Below are 14,404 nucleotides of genomic sequence, written 5' to 3' on the forward strand. Positions count from 1 at the left end.
TAACGCGATGAGATGGCTTCGAAAATTTTTGTAAACGGATAAGAAAAAAGCGGCAAAGCCGGCGCGGGCCGCCGGCTTAACAATCAGGCTTTCTGCAGACCTCTCGCGTCGTCTTTCGTCGCCGGCGCGGATTTACTGACCCGGTATTTGATCAGCAGCGCGAGGGCTGACAGGAACGCCGGGATGGCCAGCAGAGTGAAGATGGTTTCAAAGGAGAGCTGCGCCTGCATCAGGAAGGCGCCGCTGAACGCGCCGAGGATCCCGCCGAAGCGGCCGATACCCAGCATCCAGGCGACGCCGGTGGCGCGCCCCTGCGTCGGGTAGAAGCCTGCCGCCAGCGCGGGCATCGACGACTGCGCGCCATTCATAATACTACCGGCGATAAACACCATCACCCCCATCAGCACCAGGCTGCTGGTGGAGAAACCCACCAGGCAGACGCAAACGCCGGTCAGCAACCAGCCGACGGCCACCACCTTGTTGGGATTGATCTTGTCCATCAGGGCGCCAAGGATCAGTACGCCAATCCCGCCGCCCAGCGGGAACAGGGCGGTGATGATGGAGGCCTGACTCATCGAGGCGCCGGTTTCGCGGATCAGCAGCGGCAGCCAGCTGGTCAGGAGGTAGAAAATCAGCAGGCCCATAAAGTAGGTCAGGCACAACATCACGGTACCCACCGCGTAGCGTGGGGAGAAAATGACGCCGATGGCCGATTTCTCTTTCACCTGGCCTGCTTCGCGCAGCTCAAATTCCACCGCCTCCGGCAGCGGCGCGATGCGTTTCAGGATGGCGGCAATGCGCTGCGCCGGCTGCTGCTTCACCACCAGATAGCGGGCAGACTCCGGCAGCAGAAAAATTAACGCTACGGCCAGCAGGAGGGGCATCACGCCGCCCAGCACCAGCACACTCTGCCAGCCATAGTGCGGGATCATCCAGGCGGATAAAAAGCCACCCAGCGATGATCCCATCGGAAAGCCGACGAACATCAGGTTCACCAGCAGCGCCCGACGGCGCTCCGGCGCATATTCGCTCATCAGGGTGGCCGCATTCGGCATCGCCGCGCCGAGCCCGAGACCGGTCAGGAAACGCAGCAGCGTCAGCTGATTAAGGCTGGTGGCGAAGGCGGTAAGCAGGCTGAATCCGCCGAACACCACGATCGACATAATCAGCACTTTTTTGCGGCCGATGCGGTCAGCCAGCGGCCCCGCGGTTAAGGCGCCGACCGCCAGGCCCACCAGCGCGGCGCTCATCACCGGGCCGAGCGCCGATTTTTCCACGCCCCATTCCTGTACCAGGTCGGAGGCGATAAATCCGATGATCGCGGTGTCGAATCCGTCCATCGCGACGGTGATAAAGCAGAGCGCAAGGATCATCCACTGGTAGCGGGTGAAGGGGTGCTCGTTGATAAAGGCCTGAATGTCGATGGTTGTCTTAGTCATACGGCTTTCCTGGCAGACTGAGCGAGGGACAGAGGTCTGTTTTTATCGTCGTCCTCGCGTCATTGAGTTTGATTTGTGCGATAATCGAACGTATCGCCGTTAATCGCTCATTCATCAAATCATTGAAGTGGGGGGCAGGCAATGCAGGCGCGCGCCAAAGCGTGCGATTATCGTCCGTTTTAGGACGCCACGTCGTACGGAAACTTTTTTAGTTCCATAAAAATCAGATGATTATATAAACTTCGCTCGCAGAATGTGATGACTATATTTGTGATGTGCATAACAGACGTTCTACACCGCGACGATGGCGTGCGAAATGGCGTTTTTCCTGCGTAAGATTAGCAGTAAAGGGTATCCTGCGAGGCCGAGCTGGACTATCCTTGTCAGCGTCTGGCACGTGTGTGTCGTTGTGCGCTTTTTTTGGCTGAAAGGAGTAAAAAAATGGCGACAGGAAAGTCCTGCTCTCGCTGGTTTGCGGCTATGGCGGCCTTATTGATGGTGGTTAGCCTGAGTGGGTGTTTTGATAAAGAAGGCGATCAGCGCAAAGCGTTTATCGACTTCCTGCAGAATACGGCGATGCGTAGCGGTGAACGTCTGCCGACGCTGACCGCCGATCAGAAAAAACAGTTTGGGCCTTTTGTCTCTGACTACGCGGTGATCTACGGTTACTCGCAGCAGGTGAGCCAGGCGATGGACGCTGGTCTGCGCCCGGTGGTGGACAGCGTCAATGCTATCCGCGTCCCGCAGGACTATATGACCCAGCGTGAGCCGCTGCGTCAGGCGAACGGCGCGCTGGGCGTGCTCAGCCAGCAGCTGCAGAATGCGAAAATGCAGGCCGATGCCGCGCATAGCGCTCTGAAGCAGGCTGACGATCTTAAGCCGGTCTTCGATCAGGTTTACGCCAAGGTGGTGACCGCGCCAGCTGACGCGCTGCAGCCGCTGATCCCGGCCGCGCAAATCTTTACCCAGCAGCTGGTTCAGGTGGGGGATTTTGTCGCTCAGCAGGGGACCCAGGTGAGCTTTGTGGCCAACGGCATTCAGTTCCCCACCTCGCAGCAGGCCAGCCAGTACAATGCGCTGATTGGGCCGCTGGCGGCGCAGCATCAGGCGTTTAATCAGGCATGGACGGCAGCGGTGAACGCCACCCGTTAATGTCTCATCTGGCTGACGTTGGCTGCGGCGAACGAGCAGGATGATGGATAAGATGCAAAAAGAACCCGGGGAGGGCGATTGCCGCCGCTACCCGGGTTTTTTTATGGCTTATTTGACCTGCGGGTTAACGCAGTTTTTCTCTACATTACCGTTCAGGGCATCGATCAGGTTGTCCACCGCGCAGGCCGCCATGTTGTAGCGCGTCTCATGGGTGGCAGAGCCGATATGCGGCAGCGCGACAACGTTTGGTAGGGTTAACAGCGGCGAGTCTTTTGCCAGCGGTTCGTGTTCGAAGACATCAAGGCCGGCAGCATGAATTTCACCCGCCTGCAGAGCAGCGATCAGCGCCTGCTCGTCCACCACCGGGCCACGTCCGGCGTTAATGAAGATGGCGGAAGATTTCATTTTGGCAAACTGCGCCTGACCGAACAGATGGTGGGTCTCTTCGCTCAGGGGCAGGATCAAGCAGACGAAATCGGCTTCCTGCAGCAGGGTATCGAGATCGCAATAGCGGGCGTTGAAGCGCTCTTCCGCCTGCGGATGCTGGCGGCGCGCGTTATACAGGATCGGCATGCCGAACCCGAAGTGGGCGCGCTGCGCCAGCGCCATACCGATGCGGCCCATGCCGACGATACCTAAGGTTTTATGGTGCACGTCGCTGCCGAACCAGTCCGGGCCAATGCTCTTCGTCCACTCGCCCGCTTTGACGCGCTCCGCCACTTCCACTACCCGGCGCGCGGTGCTCAGCACCAGCGCCATGACCGTATCGGCGACGGTCTCGGTCAGTACGGTCGGGGTATGCATCAGCAGCACCCGGCGAGCGTTCAGCGCCTCGACGTCAAAGTTGTCATAGCCAACGGAAACGGTAGAGGTCGCACGCAGCTTCGGCATCTTCTCCAGCAGCGCGGCGTCAACCTTTTCGCTGGAGCCCAGGAGGCCTTCAGCCTGGGCGAAGGCCTCTGCATGCTGCGAAACGGTCTCCGGCCGCAGGTTTTTTACCTGAGTGACGGAAAAGTGCTCCTCCAGGCGCTGTAGCAGGTCGTCGGGAAGCGTTTTATAGAGAATGACAGACGGCTTCATGCGAATCTCCGTAGTAGAAATAGTTCAGGCGTGGTGAGCGCCAAGCGGAATGTTTTGATTATTAGCAGGCTTAACAATCAAAGTCAGCAATACTGAGGCGAAAAGCGCCACCCCCATAAAAATATAGGAGGCTGCGGGGCTGCCGGTGGCACCGTTCAGGTAGCCGACAAACCACGAGCCGCAGAAGGAGCCCAGAGCGCCCATACTGTTGATCAGCGCCATGGCGCCTCCGGCGACGTTACGCGGCAGCATTTCCGGAATAATGGCGAAGAAGGGGCCGTAAGGCGCATACATTGCCGCACCGGCCACCACCAGCAGGGTATAAGACACCCAGAAGTGGTTGGCGCCGACCGCCCAGGAGCCGATGAAGGCCAGTCCGCCAATCAGCAGCAGCGGCCAGACGAACAGCTTACGGTTCTGCATTTTATCGGACGCCCAGGAGACCACGATCATGGCGATAGTCGCCGCCAGATAGGGAACAGAAGAGAGCCAGCCCACTTCCACCATCCCCATATTTTCGCCGCCGCTGCGGATAATCGACGGCAGCCACAGTACAAAACCGTACACGCCGATACTCCAGGCAAAGTACTGCGCGCAGAGCAGGATCACGTTGCGGGAGCGGAAGGCTTCGCCATAGTTACGTACCGCTTTGATGCCCTGCTGTTCACGATCCAGTTGTTCCTGCAGCGCGGCTTTTTCACTCTCCGCCAGCCAGTTAACCTGCGACGGTTTGTCTTTTACCAGCACCCACCAGCAGAAGGCCCAGATTACTGCCGGCACCCCTTCGATGATGAACATTTCCCGCCAGCCGAAGGCCTGAATCAGGTAGCCGGAGACCACCGACATCCACAGGACCGTCACCGGGTTACCGAGGATCAGGAAGGTGTTGGCGCGAGAGCGCTCTGATTTGGTGAACCAGTTGCTGATATAGATCAGCATCGCCGGCATCACCGCCGCTTCGACGACGCCGAGGATAAAGCGAATGGCCGCCAGCGCCGGGATATTATGCACAACACCGGTCAGCGAGGCGCAGCCGCCCCAGAGGATCAGGCAGATAAAGATCAGTTTGCGAACGCTGCGGCGCTCCGCATAGATAGCGCCGGGGATCTGGAAGAAGAAGTAGCCGAGGAAGAACAGGGCCCCCAGCAGGGAGGAGATCCCCTTGGTGATGCCCAGGTCTTCGGTAATGCCTGCCGCGGAGGCGAAGCTGAAGTTGGCACGGTCGAGGTACGCCAGGCTATACGTGATAAACACGATAGGCATGATGTACCACCAGCGTTTCGTTGCATTTGTTGAGCTATTCATAGGCTTGCCTCTGTCAATGAGGTGACATCCGTCCGTCGAAACGGACGCTGCTGTGCCGCGCTGCAGGTAGGGTACAGGACGGCTGTTATTGTTGCGTATAAATGTTATTCGCCCAGCGCATCGCGGGTGGGGAGCCCCTCGCTGTCGCCCTGGACCTGAATCGCCAGCGAACCGATTTTATTGCCGCGGTTCACCGCCTGAAGCAGGGTTTTGCCTTCCAGCAGGGCGCTAATCACCCCGACGGCAAAGCCGTCGCCGGCGCCGACGGTATCGACGACGTTTTCGACTTTAATGGCATCAACCGTTCCCTGTTCGCCGCTGGCGCTCTTGAACCAGGCGCCGTCGCAGCCGGTTTTAATGACTACCGCCTTGACGCCGCGGGAGAGATAAAAATCGGCGATCCCTTCCGGGGTCTGCTGGCCGGTGAGAATCACGCCCTCTTTTAAGCCTGGCAAAACCCAGTCAGCCTGGAAGGCGAGACGGTTGAGTTTCTCCACCATCTCGGCTTCGCTTTTCCACAGCACCGGGCGCAGATTAGGGTCGAAAGAGAGGGTTTTTCCCTCGGCTTTCATCACCTTCGCCGCATGCTCCAGCAGCGCATATGAGCTTTCAGAGAGCGCGGCGGCCACGCCGCTTAGGTGCAGATGGCGGGCGCTGGTGAAGTAGTCGGCGCGAAAATCGTCCGGCGACAGATGGCTGGCGGCAGAGCCTTTGCGGAAATACTCCACAATGGGATCGGTTCCATTTTCGACTTTCGATTTCATCTGGAAACCGGTAGCGAAGCGGTTGTCGATGGCGACAGCGTGGCTATCGATCCCCTCTTTCGCCAGCGATTGCAGTACGAAGCGGCCAAAGCTGTCGTTGCCGACGCGGCTGACCCAGCCGACCTTCAGACCCAGGCGCGCCAGGCCGGTGGCGACGTTCAGTTCGGCGCCGGCGACACGCTTCATGAAATGCTCCACCTCGGCCAGATCGCCGGTTTCGGTGGCGACAAACATGGCCATGGCTTCGCCGATGGTGATGACATCTAAATTTTCCACGGCTTAATCCTCGCGTAACAGGTTGACGTAGCGGCGGGTCACGGCCGTCAGGTCATGGCCAGTCAGCGGGAACTCGATTCCACGCGGCGCGTCGGCAGGAAGATTATCGAGCAGGGCCAGCCAGCGATCGGCGGCCTGATCCGGCGGTACCGCGCGGAATTTCTCATGATGAGGCTCCGCCGCTTTCACATGAATATAGCTGACCGCCGGCGCAAGGTGGCGTGCCGCCTCTTCCGGCGAGTCGCCGACCCACAGCCAGTTGCCCATATCAAACGTTAAGGTGACCGGCAACTGATGGACCCTGCAGGCGGCTTTGAAGCGCTGCATCGGCGCCAGCTGGCCGCAGTCGGTCTGGTCATTCTCTACCACCAACGCCATGCCGCTGTCGCGGAGGATCTCGCGCAGCTCATCCAACTGCTGATTGTGAAGGAAATGGCCAAGGGAGAGCTTTAGCCACAGGGCGTTAAGGGTTTGCGCTTCCGCGAGCAGCGCCGGGAGTTCCGGGTTGAGCTCGCCGTTATCGGCGAACAGCGCCTGCGGCGCGGAGTAGCAGGCCAGCAGGCCGTGGCGCTCAATGGTGGCCGCCAGCGACGGCAGAGCGTTGAGCTCTTCCGCGCTGCACAGCTCGCGGCGGATTTCGACACCGTCCGCACCGGCGTCGGCGATGAACGGCAGGACAGCGGCCTGGCCGCCTAAGGATTTAACATGGTCATTACCATACGCAGCGGTAACGACAATAATTTTTCTGGCCATCGCGCTCTTACTCCCGGCGTTTGTTGCTTAATCTCCTTAATACGCTAGATGGTATCGGTTCCATAAGAAAGGGCGAGATGTTTAATTTATGATCGGCATCACGAAGGATCGTTAACGAGAGGTTGATCCGCGGACGATAAGCTCGCCGGAGAAGACCCGCTCGCGGATGGGGTCGTTAGTGCCGGCAATGCGCCGAATCACCTGTTCGACCGCGGCGTAGCCGATCTGCCACGTCGGCTGTTTGAGGGTGGTAATACCGACGCCAGCCAGCTCCGCCCACTCCAGTTCGTCGAAGCCCAGCAGGCCGATATCGCTCCCCCAGATCAGGCCGACGCGCTTCAGAGCGCGGGCCACCTGCAGCGTCAGGGCGCCGTTGGCGGAGATGACCGCTTTGCGCATCCCGCGGTGACGGGCGTGGAACTGGCGCAGGACGTTGTCCATCATCGCGCCGTCGTTGAGCTGCACTTCGGCGTTTTCAGCCACCACGCCGTGGTGACGAGTGAGGGTAGCGCGAAAAGCGCTCAGACGCTCGCGGCGGGTATTCACCGAGCCCAGCGGTTCGCTGAGAAACAGGATGGCCTCAAACCCTTTCTCCACCAGGTGTTCGGTGGCGGTGGTGGCGGCCTGGGCGTTATCAAGCCCGACCACATCGCAGGCGAAGTCGGGGATTTTACGGTCAATCAGCACCATCGGCAGGGCCGACTGCTGCAGGCGGTTCAGGCCATCCTCCCGCATACCGACTGCGTTGACCACGATGCCTTCCACCTGGTAGCTGCGCAGCAGGTCCAGGTAGTGCAGTTCCTGATCCAGCTCGTTATTGGTATTACACACCAGCAGGGTGAAGCCTTTTTCCCGGCAGGCCGCTTCAATGCCGCTCATGACATTGACCGAGTAGGGGTTGGTGATATCGGCGATGATCAGGCCAATAAGGCGGGTTCGGCCGTGCTTGAGGCCGCGGGCCATCAGGCTGGGGCGGTAGTCGAGTTCGGCAATGGCTTTTTCAATACGTGATAACAGATCGTCGGAAAGCAGATGCTTCTCGCCGTTAAGATAACGTGAAATGCTGGTTTTGCCGGTCTTTGCGGCTTTCGCCACATCGCTGATAGTTGCACGCGCCGCTTTCGCCATGGTGGCTTCCTTTGCTGAAAATCTGCCAACACCTTAGCGCGAAAAATAGCGATATCAAGCATTTTGCCCGGCAGAGCGGCTGCCGGGCGACATGAGGATGCGCTTATTGCAGCGGGCTGAGGGTAATTTCCACGCGACGGTTCTGCGCTTTGCCTTCCGCCGTGCTGTTGCTGGCGATAGGATTCGCCGGCCCCATGCCGGTGGTGCGAATGCGATTGGCCGCCACGCCCTGAGTGATCAGCGCGCTGGCGACGCTGTCTGCACGCTGTTGCGACAGACGCATATTCAGATCCTTGCTGCCGGTGCTGTCGGTGTAGCCGACGACGTTAACAGCGGTTTTCTCGTACTCTTTCAGCACCATGGCCACGCCGGTCAGGGTGTTGGCGCCGGCCGGCTTCAGGTTGGCGCTATTGCTGTCGAAGGTGACGTTATTCGGCATGTTCAGCACAATATTGTCGCCATTTCGCGTCACGCTGACCCCGGTTCCCTGCATTTTGTCGCGCAGCTTCGCTTCCTGCACGTCCATGTAGTAACCAATGCCGCCGCCGAGCGCCGCGCCGGCCGCTGCGCCAATCAGCGCGCCTTTGCCGCGGTCATGTTTGGAAGAGGAGAGCGCGCCGACGCCAGCGCCCACTAAGGAGCCAATACCTGCGCCAATACCGGATTTACCTGCTTCACGTTCACCGGTATAGGGGTTGGTGGTGCAGCCAGAAATGGCCAGAGTGCCGCTGACCAGCGCCGCAATCATAAGTACGCGTTTTTTCATTTAATGTCCTTAATCCTTTTTATTCTTTGTCACAGCGAACGTGACGGTTGATTATGACGCGTGATTACGTAGAAAATTCCCCGGATACCATCTCATTTTGTAAATAACATTGAACGGTTGCCCATCACGCCGTCATGACACCTGCATTCGCTGACCAGGAGCCGCCCTTGCCAACCTCATCTGCAACCAAAACCATCTTAACCGCCGCCCACTGGGGACCGATGCTGGTGGAAACGGACGGTGAAAACGTCCTCTCTTCCCGCGGCGCGCTGGCGACACCGTTTGCCAACTCGCTGCAAACGGCGGTGCGCGATCAGGTCCACAGCAAAACCCGCGTGCGCTATCCGATGGTGCGCAAAGGCTTCCTTGCTTCACCGGACAAGCCCCAGGGGGTCCGCGGTCAGGATGAATTCGTGCGGGTGAGCTGGGATCAGGCGCTGGATTTAATTGACGCCCAGCATCGGCGGATCCGCGAAAGCTACGGTCCGCAGTCGATTTTCGCCGGCTCCTACGGCTGGCGCTCTAACGGCGTCCTGCATAAGGCGGCCACCCTGCTGCAGCGCTACATGAGCCTGGCGGGCGGCTATACCGGCCATCTTGGCGATTACTCCACTGGCGCGGCGCAGGCGATCATGCCTTACGTCGTGGGCGGGAATGAGGTGTATCAGCAGCAGACCAGCTGGCCGCTGGTGCTCGAGCACAGCGAAGTGGTGGTGCTGTGGAGCGCCAACCCGCTGAACACGCTGAAAATTGCCTGGAACGCCTCCGACGAGCAGGGGATCCCGTGGTTCGACCGGCTGCGCCAGAGCGGTAAGCGCCTGATCTGCATCGATCCGATGCGATCGGAAACCGTCGATTTCTTTGGCGATTCGATGGAATGGATCGCGCCGCATATGGGCACCGATGTCGCGCTGATGCTGGGGATCGCCCATACGCTGGTGGAGAATAGCTGGCAGGATGATGCGTTTCTTACCCGCTGCACCAGCGGCTACGATATTTTTGCCCGCTATCTGACCGGCGAAAGCGACGGCGTAGCGAAAACCGCTGACTGGGCGGCGGCGATCTGCGGCGTGAAAGCGGATAAGATCCGTGAACTGGCGAAAATTTTCCATGAAAATACCACCATGCTGATGTCTGGCTGGGGCATGCAGCGCCAGCAGTATGGCGAGCAGAAGCACTGGATGCTGGTCACCCTGGCCGCCATGCTGGGGCAGATTGGCACCCCGGGAGGCGGGTTTGGTCTTTCCTATCATTTCGCCAACGGCGGCAACCCGACGCGCCGCGCGGCGGTACTGGGCTCGATGCAGGGAAGCGTCGCCGGGGGCGTGGACGCGGTGGAGAAGATCCCGGTCGCGCGGATCGTCGAGGCGCTGGAGAATCCGGGGGCAGAGTATCAGCACAACGGCATGGCGCGTCGCTTCCCCGATATTCGCTTTATCTGGTGGGCCGGCGGGGCCAACTTTACTCATCATCAGGACACCAACCGCCTGATTCAGGCCTGGCAGAAGCCGGAGCTGATCGTCATCTCCGAATGCTTCTGGACCGCCGCCGCGCGCCATGCCGATATCGTCCTGCCGGCGACCACCTCGTTTGAGCGCAACGATCTGACCATGACTGGAGATTACAGCAATCAGCATCTGGTGCCGATGAAGCAGGTGGTCGCCCCGCGAGATGAAGCGCGCGACGATTTCGCGGTCTTTGCCGACCTCAGCGAACGCTGGGAGGTGGGCGGCCGCGAGCGCTTCACCGAAGGGAAGAGTGATTTGCAGTGGCTGGAGACCTTCTATCAGATCGCCGCCCAGCGCGGGGCTCACCAGCAGGTGACGCTGCCGCCGTTTGCCGAATTCTGGCAGGCTAACCAGCTGATTGAGATGCCAGAGGAGCCGGAGAATGCCCGTTTTGCGCGCTTCGCCGCCTTCCGCGCCGATCCGCAGGCTAATCCGCTGAAAACGGCGAGCGGTAAAATTGAGATCCACTCGCCGACCATCGCCGCCTTTGGCTACGCCGATTGCCCGCCGCACCCGATGTGGCTGGAGCCCGACGAGTGGCATGGCAACGCTGAGGCGGGGCAGCTGCAGCTGCTGTCGGCCCATCCGGCCCACCGTCTGCACAGTCAACTGAACCACACCGCGCTGCGCGAACGCTATGCTGTCGCCGGACGCGAACCGGTGACTATTCATCCGCAGGATGCCCGGGCCCGGGGAATTGCCGATGGCGATCTGGTGCGGGTGTGGAACGCCCGTGGTCAGGTGCTGGCCGGCGCGGTGGTGACGGAGGGGATCCGCCCGGGGGTGATTTGCCTGCATGAAGGGGCATGGCCCGACCTGGATCCGCGGGTGGGCATCTGCAAAAACGGGGCGGTGAATGTCTTAACCAAAGATATCCCGACATCCCGGCTGGGCAACGGCTGTGCCGGGAACACCGCCCTGGCGTGGCTGGAGAAATATACCGGCCCGACGCTGCCGCTTACAGCATTTGATCCGCCGGCCAACGCATAATCCACGTCGGGTGCTGAGTGTCGTCCTGCCATGCGCAGTCTTCAATCCGGAAGCCCTGCGCATGGTAGAAACTGACCGCCGATTCGTTCTTCTGGTAAACCTCGAGACTAAGCCAGGCGTAGTGCTGTTTGACTTCATCCAGCAGCGCCCGGCCAATGCCCTGGCGGATGGCGTCCGGCGCGACAAACAGCGCGCCGACGAAGCGGGAGTCCAGCACGCTAACAAAGCCTTTTAATTCCCCATCGCGTTCCCAGACCCAGGTGCTGGCGGCGGGAAGATAGACATCCCGTACCACCGCGACGCTGTCGCGCCAGTAACTTTCGCTGATAAAAGGATGGGCATGAATCGTGCTGTCCAGCCACAGGGCCAGCAGCGGCGCGGTATCTTTAGTGTCCCACTTGCGGATCATCCTGACCTCCAGGGTGACAGAAGCAGCCGGTGATATGGTCGTTGACCAGCCCACAGGCCTGCATAAAGGAATAACAGATTGTCGAGCCGACAAATTTAAAGCCGCGTTTTTTCAATGCCTTCGACAGCGCATCGGAGGCCGGCGTCGTGGTGGGGATCTCCGCCAGCGTCGCGGCGCAGGTCACCTGCGGCTCATTGTTGACGAAGGACCAGACAAAATCAGTGAACGACTCGCCATTTTCTTCCATCGCCAGATAGGCGCGGGCATTGCCGATAATGGCCTGGATTTTTCCCCGATGGCGAATGATGCCGGCATTCTGCAGCAACTGCTCGACATCGTCTTCCCCCATCGCTGCCACGCGCACCGGGTCGAAGTGGTGAAAAGCCTGACGGTAGTTCTGCCGTTTTTTTAACACCGTGATCCATGACAAACCGGCCTGCTGGCCCTCCAGGCAGATCATTTCAAACAGCTGGCGGCCCTCTTTTTGCGCCACACCCCATTCGGTATCGTGATATTCGATATATAACGGATCCTGACTCACCCATCCGCAACGTTGCATAGCTATTTCTCCCTCTGCGCTAAAAAAGTGGACGCCCCGGCTTGACGGCTGAAAGATAAAGATAATAGTTAATACAGGGAAATCGTATCCCCAAAAAAAACACAGCAATATTGCCGATTCGGCTCTTTTCTGGAGTCGCATTAATGATAATAAAGAAATGCAATGGCCTCCGGGGCTTCTTGTTCCCGGCGAGCGTATCCGTCTGGATGACGTGTGTCTCTGGAGCGAATGCCTGGCAACAGGAATATATCGCTATCGATACAAAAAGTAATACGCCGGAACGCTATACATGGGATAGCGATCACCAACCACGTTACGAAGATATTCTCGCTGAGCGGATGAAGTCCTCAGAGACGCCTGGCGGGCTGGCATTAAACCAGGCGCTGGCGCCACCGGACAGCAGCCGTGGTCAGAGCGTTGGCTGGAATTATCTGCTGGCAAATGGCATGACCTCCGGGCCGGTGGCCAGCCTGCGCAGTGACGTCACCGCGCCAGTGACGAGAAGCGCTGGCGAGACGGGGTATGTCAACACGCTCGGCTGGCGCATGGATTATCAGTCGCTGTGGGGCGTGCATCCCTGGGCTCAGGTGAGCTATAACCAGTCGCTTACCAGCGATGCCTGGTCGCCGACGACCCGCGCCAGAGAGGGCGGCTGGAGTGATGTCACCCTGGGCGCCGATATGCGGTTGGGATCCCATGTTGCGGCATGGGCGACGCTGTCGCAGGCGGACAATGTCCCATCCGGGGAAAATACGCTCTATCTGATGGGCGTCAGCGCCAACTTTTGACCGATATTGTTACGCGTTTGAAACGACGCGGTTATTGTTAAATCTCAGTAATGGCGCATTTCTGTGAGATAGCGCACACTAACTTTTTTCCTGAAATTCGCGGAATGAATGTTTTGCAATGTCATTCGTTCCGCCATTAATGCATTTCATTCCCTGCTGGTGGCAGTTCATGCCTTTTTCCCCACAGGATGAGGGGCCTTCGCTATTGTGGCGGCAGTTAATTTATCAGGACAACTGCTATGAACGCTGCAAACCGTCAATCGACCCGCTGGCTTACGTTAATCGGCACCATCATCACCCAATTTGCTCTCGGTTCGGTCTATACCTGGAGCCTGTTTAATAGTTCGCTGTCTGACAAACTGGGCGAGCCGGTCAGCCAGGTGGCTTTCTCCTTTGGCCTGCTGAGCCTCGGGCTGGCGCTCTCCTCGTCGGTCGCCGGGAAGTTGCAGGAACGCTTTGGCGTTAAGCGTGTGACCATGGCCTCCGGGATACTGCTCGGTTTGGGCTTCTTCCTGACCGCGCACTCCAACAGTCTGATGATGCTGTGGCTGAGCGCGGGCGTGCTGGTGGGGCTGGCGGACGGCGCCGGCTATCTGCTGACTCTGTCGAACTGCGTGAAGTGGTTCCCGGAGCGTAAAGGGCTGATCTCTGCTTTCTCCATTGGTTCCTATGGGCTCGGCAGCCTGGGGTTCAAATTCATTGATTCCCATCTGCTGGCCACCGTCGGCCTGGAAAAAACCTTCGTCATCTGGGGCGCTATCGTGCTGGTGATGATCGTCTTTGGCGCGACCCTGATGAAAGATGCGCCGAATCATACGGCGACCACCGCGGCCAACGGCGTTGTGGAAAATGACTTTACTCTCGCCGAATCGATGCGCAAACCGCAGTACTGGATGCTGGCGGTGATGTTCCTGACGGCCTGCATGAGCGGACTGTACGTGATTGGCGTGGCGAAAGATATTGCCCAGGGGATGGTCCACCTGGATGTCGCCACGGCGGCAAACGCGGTAACCGTTATCTCGATTGCTAACCTTAGCGGCCGCCTGGTGTTAGGCATCCTGTCCGACAAGATCTCCCGCATTCGTGTGATTACCCTCGGTCAGATCGTGTCGCTGGTAGGGATGGCCGCGCTGCTGTTCGCCCCGCTGAATGCCATGACTTTCTTCGCCGCCATCGCCTGCGTCGCCTTTAACTTCGGCGGCACCATCACCGTCTTCCCGTCGCTGGTGAGTGAGTTCTTTGGCCTGAACAATCTGGCGAAAAACTACGGCGTGATTTATCTGGGCTTTGGTATCGGCAGCATCTGCGGCTCTCTCATCGCTTCGCTGTTCGGCGGCTTCTACGTGACCTTCTGCGTGATCTTCGCCCTGCTGATTCTGTCGCTGGCGCTGTCCACCACCATCCGTCAGCCGAAAGGCAGTGTTTATAGCGAGGCGCACGCCTGAAACCTGCAGCGTGAAACGTGCCCCTGGTTAATCCCCTAAGCA

13 protein-coding genes are annotated in these 14,404 nt (G+C 59.2%); 4 read left to right on the forward strand and 9 right to left on the reverse strand.

Annotated elements, in window-relative coordinates; all coding sequences use genetic code 11:
- Positions 1-83 precede the first annotated feature (83 nt).
- Positions 84-1,439 carry an MFS transporter gene (locus CW267_RS19510; protein WP_008806885.1) on the reverse strand — a complete coding sequence of 452 codons (1,356 nt, stop codon included), beginning with the start codon at positions 1,437-1,439 and terminating at the stop codon, positions 84-86.
- A gap of 441 nt (positions 1,440-1,880) precedes the next feature.
- On the opposite strand from CW267_RS19510, the gene CW267_RS19520 reads away from it, so the two are divergent.
- Positions 1,881-2,591 (forward strand): DUF3053 domain-containing protein, encoded by a 711-nt coding sequence (locus CW267_RS19520; protein ID WP_012540337.1) that lies wholly within the window; start codon positions 1,881-1,883, stop codon positions 2,589-2,591.
- A gap of 108 nt (positions 2,592-2,699) precedes the next feature.
- Here CW267_RS19520 and ghrB read toward each other — a convergent pair whose 3' ends face one another.
- The 6 genes from ghrB to CW267_RS19550 all read right to left on the reverse strand — a co-directional run bounded on the left by ghrB (position 2,700) and on the right by CW267_RS19550 (position 8,663).
- Complete coding sequence (gene ghrB, locus CW267_RS19525; protein ID WP_012540338.1) at positions 2,700-3,671, reverse strand: glyoxylate/hydroxypyruvate reductase GhrB; 972 nt, start codon at positions 3,669-3,671, stop codon at positions 2,700-2,702.
- Positions 3,672-3,695: 24 nt separating this feature from the next.
- Positions 3,696-4,976, reverse strand: a complete 1,281-nt coding sequence (locus CW267_RS19530) for an MFS transporter (RefSeq protein WP_008806888.1) — start codon at positions 4,974-4,976, stop codon at positions 3,696-3,698.
- A 104-nt stretch (positions 4,977-5,080) separates the two neighbouring features.
- Complete coding sequence (locus tag CW267_RS19535; RefSeq protein WP_008806889.1) at positions 5,081-6,016, reverse strand: sugar kinase; 936 nt, start codon at positions 6,014-6,016, stop codon at positions 5,081-5,083.
- A gap of 3 nt (positions 6,017-6,019) precedes the next feature.
- Positions 6,020-6,769, reverse strand: a complete 750-nt coding sequence (locus CW267_RS19540) for a sugar phosphate isomerase/epimerase family protein (protein ID WP_008806890.1) — start codon at positions 6,767-6,769, stop codon at positions 6,020-6,022.
- A 111-nt stretch (positions 6,770-6,880) separates the two neighbouring features.
- Positions 6,881-7,897, reverse strand: coding sequence for a LacI family DNA-binding transcriptional regulator (locus CW267_RS19545; RefSeq protein ID WP_008806891.1), 1,017 nt, complete (start codon positions 7,895-7,897; stop codon positions 6,881-6,883).
- A gap of 103 nt (positions 7,898-8,000) precedes the next feature.
- The gene (locus CW267_RS19550) at positions 8,001-8,663 is read right to left on the reverse strand and encodes an OmpA family lipoprotein (protein WP_002921917.1); all 663 of its coding nucleotides are present in this window, start codon (positions 8,661-8,663) and stop codon (positions 8,001-8,003) included.
- Between the two features lie 167 nt (positions 8,664-8,830).
- On the opposite strand from CW267_RS19550, the gene CW267_RS19555 reads away from it, so the two are divergent.
- A complete protein-coding gene (locus CW267_RS19555) occupies positions 8,831-11,161 on the forward strand; it encodes a molybdopterin guanine dinucleotide-containing S/N-oxide reductase (RefSeq protein ID WP_032740322.1) in 2,331 nt (776 codons plus the stop codon).
- Here CW267_RS19555 and CW267_RS19560 read toward each other — a convergent pair.
- A complete protein-coding gene (locus tag CW267_RS19560) occupies positions 11,130-11,570 on the reverse strand; it encodes an N-acetyltransferase (RefSeq protein WP_008806893.1) in 441 nt (146 codons plus the stop codon). The two genes, CW267_RS19555 and CW267_RS19560, sit on opposite strands and share 32 nt — an antisense overlap.
- Positions 11,548-12,129: a DNA-3-methyladenine glycosylase I gene (gene tag, locus CW267_RS19565; protein WP_012540342.1), complete on the reverse strand. Its 582-nt coding sequence runs from the start codon at positions 12,127-12,129 to the stop codon at positions 11,548-11,550. Before tag ends, CW267_RS19560 begins: the two co-directional genes overlap by 23 nt.
- Positions 12,130-12,335: 206 nt before the next feature.
- On the opposite strand from tag, the gene CW267_RS19570 reads away from it, so the two are divergent.
- Positions 12,336-12,917 carry an autotransporter outer membrane beta-barrel domain-containing protein gene (locus CW267_RS19570; protein WP_162493230.1) on the forward strand — a complete coding sequence of 194 codons (582 nt, stop codon included), beginning with the start codon at positions 12,336-12,338 and terminating at the stop codon, positions 12,915-12,917.
- A gap of 239 nt (positions 12,918-13,156) precedes the next feature.
- Positions 13,157-14,362 carry an MFS transporter gene (locus CW267_RS19580; RefSeq protein WP_012540343.1) on the forward strand — a complete coding sequence of 402 codons (1,206 nt, stop codon included), beginning with the start codon at positions 13,157-13,159 and terminating at the stop codon, positions 14,360-14,362.
- The last annotated feature ends 42 nt before the right edge of the window (positions 14,363-14,404 follow it).

This window comes from Klebsiella sp. X1-16S-Nf21 (assembly GCF_002837615.1).
Lineage (GTDB): Bacteria > Pseudomonadota > Gammaproteobacteria > Enterobacterales > Enterobacteriaceae > Klebsiella > Klebsiella variicola.